The sequence below is a fragment of the Tessaracoccus oleiagri genome (assembly GCF_900103275.1).
Lineage (GTDB): Bacteria > Actinomycetota > Actinomycetes > Propionibacteriales > Propionibacteriaceae > Arachnia > Arachnia oleiagri.
The window spans coordinates 472,873-489,283 of the sequence record NZ_FNGP01000001.1 but is presented as its reverse complement, the minus strand read 5'-3'; the positions used below and the strand labels follow the sequence as shown (position 1 = coordinate 489,283).

Sequence of the window (16,411 nt, the reverse complement as noted above, 5' to 3'; positions counted from 1 at the left end):
GTCAGGCGCCGCCCCCGCGGCTCCAGCGGACCATGGCGTCGCGGATGTGGTCCGGCACGAGCAGCAGCTTCGGCTGCAGCTCCTCCCAGCCGGGCATCTTGACCCGGCCGCCGTACTCGGCGTGCGCGCGGTCTATGTCGGAGGCTTCGGGGTCGAAGGCCGGACCGTCCTCGGGCACCAGCGAGAGGTAGTAGATCCACAGCGAGCCGTCGGCCTCGCGGTTGAAGAAGGCCGCCTGCAGCGGCGCGCGCTCCTTGGCGAGCGTGGCGACTCCCTCGTCGATTCGCTCGTTCAGCATCCGCATCCAGGCCTCGGCCTCGCGCTCCATGCCGGGCACGATTTTCGCCCGACCGAGCTCGAGCCGCAGCCCCTCCGGCACCGATGCCGGCATGGGATGGGGGTTCCCGGCGGTGGGCCGGAAGGGTATCTCGGTCATGCCGTGAGTCTATGGGCGGCTCCGGCCAGCCTCCTCCCGGGGTTGAGGTTGTGATACGAACCTGCGGGCTGCCCGCTGCAGCGCCCTCGCCGGGAGTTACCCTTCCGTTATGGACGACGACGTCACCATCACCTGGGGGGAGGCCCGGGACACGAATCGCCTCAACTGGGACGACCGCGCGGTGCTGCACGAGCACTCCTACGGCGTCGAGGCGTTCCGCGACCCCGAGCACCTGTCCGACGTGGTCGCGGCCGACCTGCCGGTGCTGGAGCAGCACCTGGACACCGACGCGCTCGACGAAGGGCGCCCCCTCGAGGGCCTCGACGTGCTCCACCTGCAGTGCCACATCGGCACCGACACGATCTCCCTCGCCCGCGCGGGCGGCCGCGTGACCGGGCTCGACTTCTCGCCGGCGGCGCTCGACGTGGCGCGCCGGCTCGCCGAGGAGGTCGGCGCCGACGTCCGCTGGGTGGAGAGCGACGCCCTCGACGCCCGAGCCGCGGTGGAGGGCGAGTTCGACGTCGTCTACACCAGCATCGGCGCCATCTGCTGGCTCGAGGACCTCCAGCGCTGGGCCGCCCAGATCGCCGCCCTGCTCCGGCCCGGCGGCGTCTTCTACATCCGCGACGGGCACCCCGTCCTCCTCGCGCTCGACGAGGACGCCGACGAGCTCGTCCTGCGCTACCGCTACTTCGGCAACGGTCGCGCCCAGCAGTGGGACGACGCGTCCACCTACGCCGGCGAGGGCGTCGTCGCGCACAGCCGCACCTACGAGTGGCCGCATCCCGTCTCGGAGGTGATCGGCGTACTCCTTGCCGAGGGGCTCGTGCTGGAGCGCTTCGACGAGGGACGCACGCTGCCGTGGCAGTTCTCGAAGCGGATGGTCGACGTCGGCGGCGGGGAGTACGAGTGGCCGGGCGCGGACCGCGAGCGCGTGCCGGTGACGTTCACCGTCGTGGCCAGGAAGCCGCGGGAGTGACGCCATGCGGGTCGGCAGCTGGAACCTCAACCACCGGGGGCGGGCCGCCACCAGGGAGCAGGGCGCGCTCGTGCGCGACCGCGGCGTTGAGTTGCTGCTGGTCCAGGAGGCCAACCCCGCCTCGCTCGACGTGCTCGTCGAGGCGGCGGGGCTCGACTGGGTGGTGACCCCCACCGGCATCTGGCCGGGGGAGCCGACGGTGGGCCGCCAGCCCCTCGCGGCGATCGCCGGGCGGGGCAGCCGACCGGAAGAGGTGGGCCACCTCCCGGGACCCGCGTCGCCGCTGCGGATGGTGTACGCCACGGTCGAGGCCGGAGCGGGCAGCTTCACCGTCGCCTCGTACTGCGCGCCCCACGGCAGCGGCTTCGGCTACGGACGGGTGGAGCACGCGCTGGCGCTGCTCGAGTGGGTGAACGCGGTGCAGGGCCCGCTCATCCTCGGGGCCGACGCGCACGCCCCGAAGGTGGACCACCCGGACCCCGATCTCGTGCGGACCTACTGCCACACCGGTGACCGGCGGCTCCACGGCGCGCGCGGCGACGACGTGATGTTCGGGGGGCGTCCCGAGCACCAGCTCTCGGACGCCTATCGTCGGTGGCTCCACCAGAACCCGGGGCTGCTCCAGGCGACGGCGGTCGCCCAGCCCGTCGGCCCGCTGGCGGTGTCGCACTACGAGCCGGTCCGGCTGCACCGTGATCGGGCGGCGCGCCGCTTCGACGCCATCTGGGTGAGCCGCGAGTTCGACGTCGCGCACGTGACCTACGACTACGACGCTGCGGTGGCGGCGGGCTCGGACCACGCTCTGGTGACGGCGGACGTGACCTGCGACACCAGCGTCCTCTGACACCAGGCGGAACGAACGTGCCGGTTCGGTGCCACAGAGCTGCCGTTCGGCAGGATTCCCGACGATTCCGGCACGAACATGCCGTTATCCCTTGACGCGGACGGTGGAGCAGACGCAGAATGGCGGGAACGGCACGAGCGTGCCGCTTGAGGAGGCCGAATGCTCGCCCACGATGTGCGGAGGCGTCGCCGTGAACTCGGACTGACACAGCCCCAGCTCGCGGATCTCGCCGGCGTCTCGGAGCGGTTCGTCCGCGCGCTCGAGGCGGGCAAGCAGTCCGTCCAGCTCGATCGGGTGCAGGCGGTGCTCGAGGCGCTCGGGCTCGAGCTGCGCGCCGAGGTGAGGGGCGGATCGTGACCTTGGACGTGGACCGCGCCGTCGTCTACAAGGACGGCGTCCCCGCGGCGACGCTCAGCAGGGAGGGGTCGGGGATCCGCTTCGCCTACCTCCCTGGGTACTCGGGCCGCCCCGTCGCCACCACGCTGCCGGTGACCCGGGAGCCGGTCACCACCCTCGCCGGCGCCCTCCCGCCGTTCTTCAGCGGGCTGCTCCCCGAGGGCCGGCGGCTCACGGCGCTACGCCATCGTGTGAAGACCAGCGCGGACGACGAGCTCTCCCTCCTGCTGGCCGTCGGCGCGGACACGGTGGGCGACGTGGTGGTGCTGCCGGAGGGCGAATCGCCCCAGCCGGTGGCGCCGCTGATCGACACTCCCGACTTCAGCTTCACCGAACTCCGCGCCGCCACGGGGCTCGTCGAGCCCACCGGCATAGCCGGCGTGCAGGACAAGGCGTCCGGCGCGATGATCTCGCTCCCCGTCCGGCTGCGCGGGGTGGAGGCGATCGTCAAGCTCGACCCCCCGGAGTACCCGCACGTCACGGCGAACGAGCACTACTTCCTGCGGCTGGCGCGCAGGTTGAGGCAGCCGGTGGCGAACTCCGAGCTGATCCTCGACCGCGACGGGGTGCCGGGCCTGGTGGTCGAGCGCTTCGACCGCGTGCGTTCCGGCGACGGGGTGGCGCGCGTCGCGGTAGAGGACGCCTGCCAGCTGGCGGGGCTCTATCCCGCCGACAAGTACCGGCTCTCCGCCGCCGAGGTCATCCGCGTAGTGGCCGGGGTGTGCGCGGCGGCCGCCGTGGCGAGGCGCGCCGTGTTCCAGCAGCTCGTGTTCGCGTGGCTGACCGGCAACGGCGATCTCCACGCCAAGAACGTGTCGGTGCTGCGGGCGCCCTCCGGGGAGTGGCGTGTGGCGCCGATGTACGACCTCCCGTCTACGCTTCCCTACGGCGACACCAGGGCCGCGCTCACCGTGGCGGGGAGCCGCGAGAACCTCACCCGCCGCACGTTCCTGCGCCTCGCGGAGGAGGTGGGGCTGCCCGAGCGTGCTGCGAACGGCGCGATCGACGAGGCGCTGCGTGCGACCGCGCCGTTGGTGGACGACATCGAGGCCGGCGCCTTTCCGCTGCCGCGTGGGAACACCCGCACGCTGGTCCGGCAGCTGCGGCGCCGGAGGGCCGATCTGGACCATTGACAGGACAGCAAACCTTTTCTAGGGTGCTGGGAGGCACTGACGCCACTCCCCACTGGAAGGTCACTGACGATGGTCCAACTCAACCGACGCACGTTCCTCGCCGGCTCCGGCGCGGTCGCCGGCACTGCGCTCCTCACCCAGCAAGGCCTCGCCACCCTGGCCACCGCCGCCCCGTACGAGGGCGCCCGCGAGCCGCTGCTGTACGGCCCGGCCGCCCGGACCGCCGCGGTGCGCGGCGCGGCGTACCTCGACGGCCTCGTCTACATCGCCTCTCGCCACCCGGTGGGCCCGGGCGTCGTGCGGCTCGGCGTCTTCGACCCGTTCACCGGTGCCGAGGTGGCCGTCCACGACCTCGACCTCGGCGCCCGCTCCGGCAACAACCAGATGGTGGCTGACGACCGCTACGTCTACATCGGCCCGGCCGGCAGCGCCCACGTCTGGCGCTTCGATCCCGCCACCGCCGCGGTGGAGCCCTTCGTCGAGGTGGGTGCCGCCAACACCTGGACCTACTCCATGCGGGTCCACGGCGACCACCTCTGGATCGGCACCTACCCGACGTGCCGCCTCTACCGCGTGCACCGCGCGACGGGGGAGCGCACCGACTTCGGGCGCGTCGGCACCTCGATGTACACCACCGGCATCGCAGTCGACGACGAGTACGTCTACGCCTCGACAGCGGCACCCGGCGCGCTGAAGGTCTACGACCACGGCGGCGCCCTCGTCTCCGACCTGACGCCGCTGCTCGAGCCGTCGCCGGTGGGCACGCTCGACCTGGCCGTGTCCGGCGGCACCGTGTACGTCTCCTGTGGCCGCTTCATCATCTCGATGAAGCCCGACGGCTCCGAGCGCGTCTCCCGGCCCATCGCCGAGGAGGACCGCTACGTCGACAAGCTCGCGGTCACCCCGGACGGGCGCGTGCTCGCGCTCGCGCGTCTCACCAGCAACTACTGGGAGGTCACCCCCGACGGGCTCGAGCATCTCGGCCGCCCCTGGCAGGACGTCGAGAACGCCGGCTTCTTCCCGGTCACCGACGACACCGTCGTGGGCGTGACCGGCGCCGGCCACGTCTGGAGTTCCCCGATCGGCGGCGAGGCGCTCGTCACCTCCACCGCGCTCACGGGCTTCGGTTACCCGGAGGTGGTGCAGTCGATGCTCGCGCACTCCGACGGGTCGGTCTGGGCGGCGGGGCACTTCGCCATCACGGTCCACCGGCCGAAGGACCGCAACAACGGTCGCGGCAACCGCCAGCAGACCGGCTCGACGGTCCCGCCGAAGCTCATCGAGATCAACGGCGAGCCGAAGTCGATGGTGGAGACCGTCGACGGCACCGTCGTGGTGGGCATGTACCCCTCGACGCAGGTCATCGCGATCGCGTCCGACACGCTCGAGCAGCGGGTCCTCGGCACGATCGACAACGAACAGATGCGGCCGCTCGCCATCGCCTATGACCCCGCCCGGGGCGACGTGCTCATCCCGACGACCGGCAAGCACCTGGTCCACACCGGCGCGGTCACGTTCGCCAACCCGGTCACCGGGGCGTTCGACGTGCGCCGCGACTTCCTGCCGGACCAGAACATCCGCAACGTGGTGGTCGTCGGCGACTTCGCCTACGTCGCGGGCGACACCTTCGCCGAGGCGTCGTCGAACCCCGGCCCGCGCAGCGTCGCCTCGATCGCGGAGATCGACCTCCGGACGCGCACGGTGCGCCGCACCTTCGAGCCCGTGGCCTGGGCCGCCTACGAGGACATCACGGTGCGCGACGGGATCCTCTTCGCCACCGGGCGCAACCCTCGCGGCGCCTGGCTGGCGTTCGACCTCGCCTCCGAGCAGGTCATCGCCACCGGCGACATCGGCGGTGTCGGCGGGCTCGACACCCATCTGGGGCGGACCTGGGTCTGGAACGGCACGCACGGCCGCATCCAGGAGTTGTCGACGGCGGGCGGCGGCACCGTCGTCACCCACTACGACTCGATCCCGGGCGGCTTCTACAACCGCGCCGAGCCGAGCTTCGTGGGCGACGCGCGCGGCACCTGGGGCATGCACGGCACGGACCTCGCCTGGTTCCCGCTGCCGAAGTAGGAATCGGCCCCATAGCGTCACCCGCGGGTGAGAATGGGGCATGAAGAACGTCGAGATTGAGCGGAAGTTCGAGGTCGGGAAGTCCGACGAGGTGCCGTCGCTGGAAGGCATCCTCGGGCGCGGCGAGACCAGGGAGCACCGACTCCGGGCGGTGTACTTCGACACCCGCGACGGCCTCCTCGCCCGCCACGGCATCACGCTGCGGCGCCGCGAGGGCGGGGTCGAGGAGGGCTGGCACCTGAAACTGCCGCGCGACGACGGCGACCGGCTCGAGATCTCGGGGCCCATCGTCGACGGTCCGGGGACGTACTCGGTCCCGTCGACCCTCCTGGCGGAGCTCCGCCGCGCGGTCGGGCACGAGCTGCCGGAGGGGGCCGACGGGGTGCTGCTCCCCGTCGCCACGCTGGAGACCCATCGCCGCGACACCAAGCTCGTCGACCCCACCGGCAAGGTGCGGGCCACGCTCAGCGACGACACCGTCACCGTCAAACCGGACGGGAACGTCTGGCGGGAGGTCGAGGTGGAGCTGCGAGGTGAGGACCCCGAGCTGCTCGAGCGCATCGTCGGGGCCTTCAAGGACGCGGGCATCAAGAAGTCGAAGGCGCCGTCGAAGCTGTCCCGCGCGCTCGACGGCCGGTCGGGGAAGACGGCCTGGGAGGTCGTGCTCGCCTACGCGGCGGAGCAGGTCGCCGAGATGATCGGTCGCGAGGACGCGGTGCGCAGCGACGACGAGGACGCCGTCCACAAGGCCAGGGTGGCCACGCGTCGGCTGCGCAGCACCCTGCGCACCTTCCGGCGCCTGTTCCATCGCGACGTGACGGACCCGCTGCGCGACGAGGTGAAGTGGCTGGGCACCGTGCTCGGCGAGCCGAGGGACGCCGAGGTGCTGAAGGAACGCCTGCAGGGCCACATCGACAAGCTGGCCGAGGGCGACATCGTCGGACCCGCCCGCGACCGCGTGGGCAGCGAACTCGACGCGCAGCACCGTGACTCCCATGGGGCGCTCGTGGAGGTGCTCGACTCGGAGCGTTACGCGGCCCTGCGCGACGCGCTCGTCTCCCTCCTCGCGGACCCGCCCCTGCGGGGCAGGGCGTCACGCAAGGCGAAGAAGGAGTTGCCGCGACGGGCGCGGCGGGCGATCGCGCGGACGGAGGAGCAGTGGTCCGCCTCGAGGGACGCCGAGGGCGAGCAACTGCGCCTGCTCCACGAGACGCGCAAGAAGTCGAAGGCCGCCCGCTACGGCTGCGAGGCGCTCGAGCCCGCCTTCGGCGACGCGGCCGTCGAGGCCGCCGAGCGGTGGGAGGAGGTCACCGAGACGCTCGGCCTGCTGCAGGACTCGCTCGTCGCCCGGGCCCGGCTGCGGGAGCTCGCGCGGGCGGCGCAGGACGCGGGGGAACCGACGTTCACCTACGGCATCCTCGTCGGGGTCGAGGCGATGAGCGCGGACCGGTCGAGGACGCAAGGGGAGGCGGCGACGAAGCGCGCACTGGAGCATCCCTGGCCGTAGTCGCCGTTAGCGTTGCGCCATGGACGACCGGTACAGGCTCACCTACCGCGCGGTGCGGCTGGCGCTCGTGGCGCTGCCGGCGCTGCTGTTCGTGTCCTCGGTGGCGATGGCTGTCCAGTCGCGCCAGTTCGAGTCGTCGATCAGCGCCTACTACGGCGGCCCGCTGCGCGACCTCTTCGTCGGCGTCCTGATCGCGACGGCCGTGGGGCTCCTCGTGTACCGCAGCGACTCCATCGCCGAGCAGTACAACTTCCACGGCGCCGCGCTCTACCTGATGGTGGTGGCGCTCGTCCCCACCGGCCTCGAGCAGATCCTCGCCGACCTGCGCGCGAGCTACGTGCTGTCGCCCGAGGGTGTCAGCCCTGAGCAGTACGTGTGGGCGCTGCGGTTCAGCGTCACGTTCACCATGGCGCTCGGCGGGCTAGTGTTCTGGCGCCGGTTCCGGCACGGCGTCCTCGGGTCGGCCGACCGCTGGGCCAAGGCGTTCGTCGTCGTCACACTCGGGGTCCTGGCCGCCTTCCTGGCGTGGATGCTGTGGCAGCTATGGGCGCCGCCCGCGGACCGGGTGACGCTCCCGTGGGTCCACGAGGTGGCGGCCATCTTCTTCATCGCCGCCCTCGTCGTGGCGGTGTGGAGCCACGCCTGGCCGCTGGCGGCCGCACGCCGCGACGGTACGGGCGCCACCCCCGAGGAGGTGGCGGCCCAGGGCGGCTACCGGGTCATCGTCGGGCTCATGGTGCTCGGCCCGCTGGTGACTTGGGTGGTGAGTGCGCTCGTCGCGCCCGACCACTTCGTGCTGCTGCTCGAGTGGTGGGAGATCGCGCTGTTCGCCACCTTCTGGGTGATGGAGACTAGGCGTTCTCGATCGCGTCCTTGAGGGCGCCGAGGACGAGCTTCACGGAGCCGGGGTTGGCGTTGGGGCCCATGAGGCCGATGCGCCACACCGTCGACGCGAACTGCTTCACGCCGGCGCCGATCTCCATGTTGTACTTCTCGAGCAGGTACGCCCGGACCTTGGCCGAGTCGACGCCGTCGGGGACCTTCACCGTCGTGAGCTCGGGGAGGCGGTAGCCCTCGGCCGCGAACAGTTCGAGGCCCATCGCCTCCAGCCCGGCCTGCAGCTCGTCGCCGGCGGCCTGGTGGCGGGCGCGGACGTTGTCGAGGCCCTCGTCGAGGATGCGCTCGAGCGCGGCTGCCAGCGACACGACCATCCCCACCGGCGCGGTGTGGTGGTAGGTGCGCTGCTTCCCGGAGGCCTCGCCGACGTAGCCGCCGAGCATGCCGAGGTCGAGGTACCACGAGCGCGGCTTCTCCACGCGACGCTCCCAGGCGCGGTCGCTGATCGTGAACGGGGCGAGCCCGGGCGCGACGCCGAGGCACTTCTGGGTGCCCGCGTAGCCGATGTCGATGCCCCACTCGTCGGCGAGCAGTTCGATGCCGCCGATCGAGGTGACGGCGTCGACGAGCAGCAGCGCGTCGCCCTTGCGCTCGCCGATGGCCTTGATGTCCGAGCGGACGCCCGTCGAGGTCTCGGCGTGCACGACGGCGATGATCTTCGGGTTGGGGTGGGCGCTGGTGATGGTCTCGGGGTCGACGGGTTGGCCCCACTCGAAGTCGACGCGCACCACCTCGGCGCCGCAGCGCTCCGCGAGGTCGCACATCCGCTCGCCGAACAGGCCGTTGACGCCGACGACCACCACGTCGCCGGGCTCCACCATGTTGACGAACGCGGCCTCCATGCCGCCCGAGCCGGTGGCCGACAGCGGCAGCGTGCGGGCGTTGCGCGTGCCCCACACCTGGCGCAGGCCCTCGCAGGCGCGGTCCATGGTCTCGATGAACACGGGGTCGAGGTGCCCGAGCAGCGGGCGGCCGAGGGCGACGGTGGCTTCGGGATAGGGATTGCAGGGGCCGGGGCCGAAGAGGTGCCGGGCAACCATGACTGACTCACTCATGGGGGTCACTCTTGCACATCGCGCCGGAATACTGTGACCCATGGTCACCTTCCACGACGCCCGCCGGTTCGTCGACGACGTGCTCGCCGAGCCGGGTTGCTCGCGGGTGACCGACGTGCTCGTCGTGAGGGACGGCGACGTGCTGGCCGACCACTCCACGACCGGCGGCGCGCCGCGCGACCTCTTCTCGCTGACCAAGACCGTGCTCGCGGTGCTGGTGGGGTTCGCCGTCCGCGACGGGCTGCTGGACCTCGACGTACCCGTCGCCCGCTACACCGGCCTCGACGGCACCGGTGACCAGACGCTCCGGCACCTCCTGACCATGACCCGCGGCGCCGAGGTGGACGGGCCGTTCGACCTCGACCTCGTCGCCGTCACCGAGCCGCACTGGGCGGCCGCGTTCGCCCGCAGCCCGCAGGTCGCCGCGCCGGGGGAGCGGTTCGTCTACGACAACGGCGCCAGCCAGCTCGTCGCCGAGGCCCTGCACCGCACGGCCCCCGGCGGGCTCCAAGCCTTCGCGACGAGGCACCTCTTCTCCCGGCTCGGTGCCCCGGACCCGCGATGGATGACCGACCCCGCAGGTGTGCCGAGCGGCCCCGCGCACCTGCGGCTCCCGGCGGTGGCACTGGCCCGACTGGGCGAACTGCTGCTCGACGAGGGCGACGAGTGGGTCCGCGCGATGCGCACGCCGACGTCGGCCGGCGGCCCGCCCGAGGGCCGCCCGTACGGCATCGGGCTGTGGCTCGAACCCGACGGCGCCTTCTTCGGCGCTGGCTGGGCGGGTCAGCTGCTGTGGTGCCGGCCGTCGGACCGGCTCGTGGTGGTCACGCTCGCGGATCCAGTGTTCGACTACGGTCCGCCGCCCTCGGACCGGATGCCGACGGGATGGGTGGCGCCGCTGGAACTCCTGCGGCGTCCACGTCGCGCTGCCGCAGCCGGGTCATCAGCCAGACCGCGGTGAGGCTCGCCACCGCCGCCATGGAGACGAACACGACGCCGAGGGAGGTCGCCCTGGCGAGCAGCCCACCGACCGGGCCGGCGATCGCCATCACGCCGTAGGCCAGCGTCGCAGATGCGCCGCCCACCCGGCCGAGCAGCCGACCCGGCACCACGCGCTGGCGGATGCTCATCAGGATGACGTTGCCGATCATGTTGCTCGCGCCCAGCACGAGGAAGGTCGCGGCCACGGCCCACCAGGTCGGCACCAGGAACGGCACGAACAACCCGAGTCCGTTGACCAGCAGTCCCGTGGTCATGAGCCGCACCTCGCCGGCGCGGCGGACCCACCGTCGCGGCACGAGGGTGCCGAGGAGCGCCCCGGCGGTGAGCACCGCGGGCAGGATCGGGTACTGCCACTCCTTCAGCCCGATGGCGGAGCCCTCCCCGACCGCCCACAGCACGAACACCGAGAAGTAGGCGGTGCTCGCGAAGTTGGACAGCACGGCCATGACCACCAGCGGCCGGACGACCCGGTGGGTGGCGACGAGCCGCAGCCCCTCCATGATCTCGGCGCGCACCGACGGCGCCGATCCCTCCTCCGACGGGGCGCGGAACCCGCCGGGGCGCCGCAGCCGCGTCAGCACGACGACCGCCACCGCGACGAGTCCCGCGGCGGCCCCGAACGCCGAGGCCGACGCGAGCGCGACCAGCGCTCCGCCGAGCGGCGCCCCCAGGAACGACTGCATCAGCCGCTCGACGCCCATCACCCGGCTGTTGGCGTGGGCGAGGTCGTCGGGCCCGACGAGTTGGGGGATGAGCGCGGAGGCCGCGAGGTCGGACACCACCTCGGTGACCGCGTAGGCGAGGATCACCCCGAGCAGCGCCCAGATGGTGAGCAGGTCGGCGGCGACGATGGCGAGCGCGCCGGCCAGCACGCAGGCGCGAGCGAGGAGCGCCCGACGACGCACCTGCGCGCGGTCGGTGCGGTCGACGAACACTCCGACCAGCAGCGCGCCCAGCAGCCAGGGCAGCCACATCGAGGTGGAGATGAGGCCGACGAGGAGCGGGTCCCGGGTCAGGGAGATCGCGACGAGGGGCACGGCCCCGGCGAGGATGCCGTCGGCGAGGTTGCTGAGGGCGACACCCGCGAGGTGCGTGTTGAAGAGTCGTCGGTCCTGCACTTCTTCTCCTAGAATCAAGTTGCAAAACAAGTGATGCAAAGACTTCTATGCAAAGGTAACTCTGCACTATGACGGTTGGCAACCCCTCCGAGGGGGAAACCCCACGCAAGCACCCCATGGTCGAACGGTCGGTCAGCGCGGCGGCGCTCAAGGCCTTCGCCCATCCGCTGCGCATGGCGATGTACGAGTACCTCGGCGACCACGGCCCCGCCACGTCGGCAACGCTCGCTCGCGTCACCGGCGAGAGCACCGGCCAGACCAGTTACCACCTGCGGCAGCTCGCCAAGCACGGCTTCATCTCCGAGGTGCCGGGCAGGGGGACCGCCAGGGAGCGCTTCTGGAAGTCCGAGGGTTTCTCGTTCGACCTCGATGTCTTCGACGAAGCGCCCGGCGCCGAGACCCGCACCGCCGTGGACATCGTGCAGCGCCAACTCGTGGAGCAGCGCGTCCACCGCCTGCTCGAGTGGATCGACCGCCAGGCGGGCGAGGAGCGGGAGTGGATCGAGGCGTCGATCAGCAGCGACGTCACCGTGCGGATGACCGCGCCGGAGTTGCAGGAGCTGCAGCTCGCGCTCGCGGAGGTCACGCACGACCACGTCAAGCGGGCGCGAGCCCGGCGGGACGAGGTCGCCGACGAGCCCGGCGTGCGCGTCGTGAAGCTCTACACCCTCGGCTTCCCCCTGCCGCCCGAGGAGTGAACCGATCGGTGTGTAGCGTCGAGAGCCCGAAATGGAAGGAGACCTGCGATGCACACCGTCACCGCCATGATCAACGCCCACCCGAACACCACTGATGGACTCGACGTGGCGAAGCTCGCCGAGTGCATCGCGGCGTGCTTCGAGTGCGCCGCCACCTGCACCTCCTGCGCAGACGCCTGCCTGGCCGAGGACATGGTCGCCGAACTGCGCGACTGCATCCGCACCGACCTCGACTGCGCCGACATCTGCGCCACCACCGGCATGGTGCTCAGCCGCCGCACCGGCAGCGACCTCACCACCGTGAAGGCCCAGCTCGAGGCCTGCCGCGTGGCCTGCGCCGAGTGCGCATCCGAGTGCGAGCAGCACGCCGGCATGCACGAGCACTGCAAGGTGTGCGCGGAGGCGTGCCGTCGCTGTGAAAAGGCTTGCGAGGAGCTGTTGGCGGTCATCGGGAATTAACTCGCCCCGGCCGCCTACTACATACCGTAGGGGGTATTCTGTGAGACATGAATACCCTGCTCATCCTTGGCGCGGGAACGGCCGGAACCATGGCCGCCAACCACCTGCGCAAGGTGCTCGACGATTCGTGGTCCATCACGGTGGTGGACCGGGACGACGAGCACGTGTACCAGCCCGGGTTGTTGTTCATCCCGTTCTGGATGAAGGCCGAGCGCGTCGTCCGCGACCGCCGCTCGTACCTGAATGACGGCATCTCCTTCGTGGAGGGCGACGTCAAGCTCGTTCGCGCCGAGGACCGGCAGGTCGACCTCGCCGATGGGCGCACCCTCGGCTACGACTGGCTCCTCATCGCCTCCGGCACCCGCCCGGACCCGACGATGGTCCCCGGCATGGCCGACGGCGCACTGTGGCGCGACAAGGTCCACGAGTTCTACACCCTTGAGGGCTCGAAGGCGCTCAAGGAGGCGCTCGGCCGGTTCGAGAAGGGCAAGATCCTCGTCCACGTCTCGGAGATGCCGATCAAGTGCCCCGTCGCGCCGCTCGAGTTCGCGTTCCTCGTCGAGGACCACTTCCGCAAGCGCGGCATCCGGCACAAGGTGGACATCACCTACGTGACCCCGCTCGACGGGGCGTTCACCAAGCCGGTGGCCTCCGCCGAACTGGGCGGTCTGCTCAGGGACCGCAGCATCCGGCTCGCCGCGGACTTCGCCGTCGAGCGCATCGACAACGAGCAGCAGAAGCTCGTCGCGTACGACGGGCGGGAGCTGCCGTTCGACCTGCTGGTCACCGTCCCGCCCAACGTCGGGCAGCAGTTCGTCATGGACTCCGGCCTGGGCAACGACGCCGGGTTCATCCCCGTCGACAAGCGCACCCTGCGCTCCACCGAGCACGAGCGGATCTTCGTCCTCGGTGACGCCTCGGACATCCCGACGTCGAAGGCCGGCTCGGTCGCCCACTTCGCCACCGAGCTGTTCGTCGACAACTTCGTCGCCGCCGTCGAGGGCCGTCCCCTGCCGAACCAGTTCGACGGGCACGCGAACTGCTTCGTCGAGTCCGGCCGCGGCCAGGCCATGCTGCTCGACTTCAACTACGACACCGAGCCGCTGCTCGGCAGCTACCCGCTCGCCGGGGTGGGGCCGATGACGCTGTTGAAGCCGTCGCGGGTCAACCACCTCGGCAAGCTCGCGTTCGAGCAGCTGTACTGGAAGGTCCTGCTCCCGGGGCACAAGATGCCCGTCCCCGCCAAGATGTCGATGGCCGGCAAGCGCCGGCCGAAGGAGTGACGACGATGCCCACGAACCAGCTCAATGGCCGCACCTTCGAGGTCGACGCCGAGGGGTTCTTCACGAAGCGCGACGAGTGGGACGAGGCCCTGGCCGCGGACCTCGCGCCGCTCATCGGGATCGAACTCGACGAGGCCCACCTCGCCCCCCTGCGCTTCATGCGCGAGGACTCGAAGAAGACCGGCGTCACGCCGACGCTGCGCCGCATGCAGACCGTCGGCGGCTTCCAGGTCAAGGAGCTCTTCGACCTCTACCCCGGCAAGCCGGCCAAGAAGATGGCCTGGCTCGCCGGCCTGCCCAAGCCCGTCGGCTGCGTCTGAGAGGAGCACGCAAATGACCACCACACTGCCCGAGGGCTTCATCATCCCGGACTTCGGCCCGACGACCACCCGGCGCGAGCCCGAGGCCGGGACAGCGGCGGCGCCGTCGGCCTCCACGGCCCCGGTTCCGGCGGGTCCCCGGAAGATTGCTTTCATCTGCTCGAAGGGCAACCTCGACATGGCGTACCCCGCGCTGATCATGGGCAACGCCGCGCTGGGCGAGGGTGTCGAGGTGCACATCTTCTTCACCTTCTGGGGCCTCGACATCGTCAACATGAAGACCAACCACAAGCTGCAGTTCACGCTTGCCGCCAACACGGCGATGCACATGCCGGACCTGGGGCGGCTGCGCCCGGGGCTCGAGCACGCCTCGATGCCGCAGGCGCTCGGCAACCTGCCGGGGATGACGGGCTACGCCACGCGGATGATGAAGCGCATGATGGCCCAGGAGGACGTTCCCGACGTGCCGGAGTTCCTCGACCTGATGCAGGCGGCGGGGGCTCACATGTACGCGTGCAAGCTCACGTTCGACATGATGAAGCTGCTCGAGGCGGACATGCACCCGGGCGTCGAGGGCGTCATCAGCGCCGCGGACTTCATCGAGATCAGCGAAGGGGCCCAGGTCATCTTCGTGTGAGCCCCGCCCGGGGCCTCAGCAGCAGCGGGCGGCGGCCTCCGTCGACGCCCCGAGGAACTCGCGCGCCACCTCGAGGACGCTCGGGGCGGCGGTGTAGTGGGCCCACCGCCCGCGCTGCTGTCGAGTGACGAGGCCCGCGTCGGTCAGCTTCTTGAGGTGGTGTGACAGCGTCGGCTGGCTGATGCCGAGCGCGTCGGGGAGGTGGCAGGCGCAGGCGGTGCCGTCGATGGAGTCGCTGATGTAGGCGAGCAGGCGGACGCGCGTGGGGTCGGACAGCGCCTTGAAGATCTCGGCGAGGCATTCGGCGCGCTCGGCGGGCATCATGACCGTCGCGGCGCTCGAGCAGTCGACGGCGGACGTCGGGGTGAGTTCGATGTGCGTGGTCATCGTGCCATCCTACGTCACATTGACAGGCGTCGATCGCCGCTGGGAGGATAGGCATCGACATTCGTCAATACGTCAGGAGAATTGTGTCCGTCACGCATTCGCCCGCCCCCCACACCGGCGTCGCGCGCCAGATGAGCACCCTCGACCGCTACCTGCCGGTCTGGATCATCGGCGCCATGGTGCTCGGCCTGGCGCTCGGCCGGCTCGTGCCCGGGCTCAACGAGGCGCTCGACGCCGTCAAGGTCGGTTCGGTGTCGGTGCCGATCGCGATCGGCCTGCTCGTGATGATGTACCCGGTGCTCGCCAAGGTGCGGTACGACGAGACGAGGCGCGTCACGGCCGACAAGCGGCTCATGGGACTGTCGCTGGTGCTCAACTGGGTCGTCGGTCCGGCGCTCATGTTCGCGCTCGCGTGGCTGCTGGTGCCGGACCTGCCCGAGTACCGGACCGGGCTCATCATCGTCGGTCTCGCCCGCTGCATCGCGATGGTGCTGATCTGGAACGACCTCGCCTGCGGCGACACGGAGGCCGCGGCGGTGCTCGTCGCCGTCAACTCCGTGTTCCAGGTGCTCGCGTTCTCGTTCCTCGGCTGGTTCTACCTGCAGATCCTGCCCGGCTGGCTGGGGCTGCCGACGACGTCGGCGGACTTCTCGTTCTGGGCGATCTTCCTGTCCGTCCTGGTGTTCCTCGGGATCCCGCTGCTCGCCGGCTTCCTGACCCGCCACTTCGGCGAGCGCGCGAAGGGGCGCGAGTGGTACGAGCACCGCTTCCTGCCGAAGCTCGGGCCGTGGGCGCTCTACGGGCTGCTGTTCACGATCGTGCTGCTGTTCGCCCTCCAAGGCGAGGCGATCACGAGCCGGCCGCTCGACGTCGCCCGCATCGCGCTGCCGCTGCTGCTGTACTTCGCCGTCATGTGGCTCGGCTCCCTGCTGGCCTCCCGCGCAGCGGGCCTCGACTACGCCCACTCCACGACGGTCGCCTTCACCGCGGCGGGCAACAACTTCGAGCTCGCCATCGCCGTCGCCATCGGCACCTTCGGCGTCACCTCGGGCCAGGCGCTCGCCGGCGTGGTGGGCCCGCTCATCGAGGTGCCCGTGCTCGTCGGGCTGGTCTACGTGTCCCTGTGGCTCGCGCCCAAGCTGTTCAAGAACGACCCGACCGTCCCGGTCCGCTGAGAGGAA

Annotated in this window: 17 protein-coding genes and 1 pseudogene; 14 read left to right on the top strand and 4 right to left on the bottom strand. The window is 71.1% G+C overall.

Features of this window, described 5'->3' with window-relative positions:
* Position 1: 1 nt before the first annotated feature.
* The gene (locus BLR46_RS02155) at positions 2-436 is read right to left on the bottom strand and encodes a DUF6176 family protein (protein WP_218118289.1); all 435 of its coding nucleotides are present in this window, start codon (positions 434-436) and stop codon (positions 2-4) included.
* A 109-nt stretch (positions 437-545) separates the two neighbouring features.
* Between BLR46_RS02155 and BLR46_RS02150 the strand changes: the two genes are divergently transcribed.
* The 7 genes from BLR46_RS02150 (at position 546) to BLR46_RS02120 (ending at position 8,251) form a co-directional block, all read left to right on the top strand.
* Entirely contained in the window at positions 546-1,415 is an 870-nt protein-coding gene (locus tag BLR46_RS02150) for a class I SAM-dependent methyltransferase (protein ID WP_093248528.1), read from the top strand.
* A gap of 4 nt (positions 1,416-1,419) precedes the next feature.
* Entirely contained in the window at positions 1,420-2,259 is an 840-nt protein-coding gene (locus tag BLR46_RS02145) for a hypothetical protein (RefSeq protein WP_093248527.1), read from the top strand.
* 159 nt (positions 2,260-2,418) lie between these two features.
* Complete coding sequence (locus BLR46_RS02140; RefSeq protein WP_093248526.1) at positions 2,419-2,616, top strand: type II toxin-antitoxin system Y4mF family antitoxin; 198 nt, start codon at positions 2,419-2,421, stop codon at positions 2,614-2,616.
* The gene (locus BLR46_RS02135) at positions 2,613-3,788 is read left to right on the top strand and encodes a type II toxin-antitoxin system HipA family toxin (RefSeq protein WP_245701449.1); all 1,176 of its coding nucleotides are present in this window, start codon (positions 2,613-2,615) and stop codon (positions 3,786-3,788) included. The genes BLR46_RS02140 and BLR46_RS02135 overlap by 4 nt, the downstream gene beginning before the upstream one ends.
* 69 nt (positions 3,789-3,857) lie before the next feature.
* Positions 3,858-5,867, top strand: coding sequence for an NHL repeat-containing protein (locus BLR46_RS02130; protein ID WP_093248524.1), 2,010 nt, complete (start codon positions 3,858-3,860; stop codon positions 5,865-5,867).
* Between the two features lie 40 nt (positions 5,868-5,907).
* Entirely contained in the window at positions 5,908-7,374 is a 1,467-nt protein-coding gene (locus BLR46_RS02125) for a CYTH and CHAD domain-containing protein (RefSeq protein WP_093248523.1), read from the top strand.
* A gap of 19 nt (positions 7,375-7,393) precedes the next feature.
* Positions 7,394-8,251, top strand: coding sequence for a hypothetical protein (locus BLR46_RS02120; RefSeq protein WP_093248522.1), 858 nt, complete (start codon positions 7,394-7,396; stop codon positions 8,249-8,251).
* On the opposite strand, the gene BLR46_RS02115 is transcribed toward BLR46_RS02120, so the two are convergent.
* A complete protein-coding gene (locus BLR46_RS02115; protein ID WP_093248521.1) occupies positions 8,226-9,326 on the bottom strand; it encodes a pyridoxal-phosphate-dependent aminotransferase family protein in 1,101 nt (366 codons plus the stop codon). The genes BLR46_RS02120 and BLR46_RS02115 overlap by 26 nt on opposite strands.
* Positions 9,327-9,366: 40 nt before the next feature.
* Here BLR46_RS02115 and BLR46_RS15385 point away from each other — a divergent pair.
* A pseudogene (locus BLR46_RS15385) lies at positions 9,367-10,101 on the top strand (serine hydrolase domain-containing protein); the annotation flags it as partial.
* Positions 10,102-10,150: 49 nt separating this feature from the next.
* Here the strand turns inward: BLR46_RS15385 and BLR46_RS02105 are convergent.
* Positions 10,151-11,446 carry an MFS transporter gene (locus tag BLR46_RS02105; protein ID WP_176761624.1) on the bottom strand — a complete coding sequence of 432 codons (1,296 nt, stop codon included), beginning with the start codon at positions 11,444-11,446 and terminating at the stop codon, positions 10,151-10,153.
* 116 nt (positions 11,447-11,562) lie between these two features.
* Here BLR46_RS02105 and BLR46_RS02100 point away from each other — a divergent pair, with 116 nt between their 5' ends.
* Genes BLR46_RS02100 through BLR46_RS02080 form a run of 5 tightly spaced genes read left to right on the top strand, consistent with a single transcriptional unit; the run spans position 11,563 to position 14,843 of the window.
* Positions 11,563-12,144, top strand: a complete 582-nt coding sequence (locus BLR46_RS02100) for a winged helix-turn-helix domain-containing protein (protein WP_176761623.1) — start codon at positions 11,563-11,565, stop codon at positions 12,142-12,144.
* A gap of 48 nt (positions 12,145-12,192) precedes the next feature.
* Entirely contained in the window at positions 12,193-12,603 is a 411-nt protein-coding gene (locus BLR46_RS02095) for a four-helix bundle copper-binding protein (protein WP_093248513.1), read from the top strand.
* A 47-nt stretch (positions 12,604-12,650) separates the two neighbouring features.
* Positions 12,651-13,886: a type III sulfide quinone reductase, selenoprotein subtype gene (gene sqr / locus BLR46_RS02090; protein ID WP_093248511.1), complete on the top strand. Its 1,236-nt coding sequence runs from the start codon at positions 12,651-12,653 to the stop codon at positions 13,884-13,886.
* A gap of 5 nt (positions 13,887-13,891) precedes the next feature.
* Positions 13,892-14,206 (top strand): TusE/DsrC/DsvC family sulfur relay protein, encoded by a 315-nt coding sequence (locus BLR46_RS02085; protein ID WP_093248509.1) that lies wholly within the window; start codon positions 13,892-13,894, stop codon positions 14,204-14,206.
* 13 nt (positions 14,207-14,219) lie between these two features.
* A complete protein-coding gene (locus tag BLR46_RS02080) occupies positions 14,220-14,843 on the top strand; it encodes a DsrE/DsrF/DrsH-like family protein (protein ID WP_093248507.1) in 624 nt (207 codons plus the stop codon).
* A gap of 15 nt (positions 14,844-14,858) precedes the next feature.
* Here the strand turns inward: BLR46_RS02080 and BLR46_RS02075 are convergent, their stop codons facing one another.
* Complete coding sequence (locus BLR46_RS02075; RefSeq protein WP_093248505.1) at positions 14,859-15,230, bottom strand: ArsR/SmtB family transcription factor; 372 nt, start codon at positions 15,228-15,230, stop codon at positions 14,859-14,861.
* Between the two features lie 131 nt (positions 15,231-15,361).
* On the opposite strand from BLR46_RS02075, the gene arsB reads away from it, so the two are divergent.
* Positions 15,362-16,405 carry an ACR3 family arsenite efflux transporter gene (gene arsB / locus BLR46_RS02070; protein WP_093249525.1) on the top strand — a complete coding sequence of 348 codons (1,044 nt, stop codon included), beginning with the start codon at positions 15,362-15,364 and terminating at the stop codon, positions 16,403-16,405.
* Positions 16,406-16,411: the final 6 nt, after the last annotated feature.

Coding starts and splice junctions, on each gene's coding strand:
- BLR46_RS02155 (WP_218118289.1), bottom strand. CDS start 436: ATGACCGAGATACCCTTCCGGCCCACCGCCGGGAACCCCCATCCCATG.
- BLR46_RS02150 (WP_093248528.1), top strand. CDS start 546: ATGGACGACGACGTCACCATCACCTGGGGGGAGGCCCGGGACACGAAT.
- BLR46_RS02145 (WP_093248527.1), top strand. CDS start 1,420: ATGCGGGTCGGCAGCTGGAACCTCAACCACCGGGGGCGGGCCGCCACC.
- BLR46_RS02140 (WP_093248526.1), top strand. CDS start 2,419: ATGCTCGCCCACGATGTGCGGAGGCGTCGCCGTGAACTCGGACTGACA.
- BLR46_RS02130 (WP_093248524.1), top strand. CDS start 3,858: ATGGTCCAACTCAACCGACGCACGTTCCTCGCCGGCTCCGGCGCGGTC.
- BLR46_RS02125 (WP_093248523.1), top strand. CDS start 5,908: ATGAAGAACGTCGAGATTGAGCGGAAGTTCGAGGTCGGGAAGTCCGAC.
- BLR46_RS02120 (WP_093248522.1), top strand. CDS start 7,394: ATGGACGACCGGTACAGGCTCACCTACCGCGCGGTGCGGCTGGCGCTC.
- BLR46_RS02115 (WP_093248521.1), bottom strand. CDS start 9,326: ATGAGTGAGTCAGTCATGGTTGCCCGGCACCTCTTCGGCCCCGGCCCC.
- BLR46_RS02100 (WP_176761623.1), top strand. CDS start 11,563: ATGGTCGAACGGTCGGTCAGCGCGGCGGCGCTCAAGGCCTTCGCCCAT.
- BLR46_RS02095 (WP_093248513.1), top strand. CDS start 12,193: ATGCACACCGTCACCGCCATGATCAACGCCCACCCGAACACCACTGAT.
- sqr (WP_093248511.1), top strand. CDS start 12,651: ATGAATACCCTGCTCATCCTTGGCGCGGGAACGGCCGGAACCATGGCC.
- BLR46_RS02085 (WP_093248509.1), top strand. CDS start 13,892: ATGCCCACGAACCAGCTCAATGGCCGCACCTTCGAGGTCGACGCCGAG.
- BLR46_RS02080 (WP_093248507.1), top strand. CDS start 14,220: ATGACCACCACACTGCCCGAGGGCTTCATCATCCCGGACTTCGGCCCG.
- BLR46_RS02075 (WP_093248505.1), bottom strand. CDS start 15,230: ATGACCACGCACATCGAACTCACCCCGACGTCCGCCGTCGACTGCTCG.
- arsB (WP_093249525.1), top strand. CDS start 15,362: ATGAGCACCCTCGACCGCTACCTGCCGGTCTGGATCATCGGCGCCATG.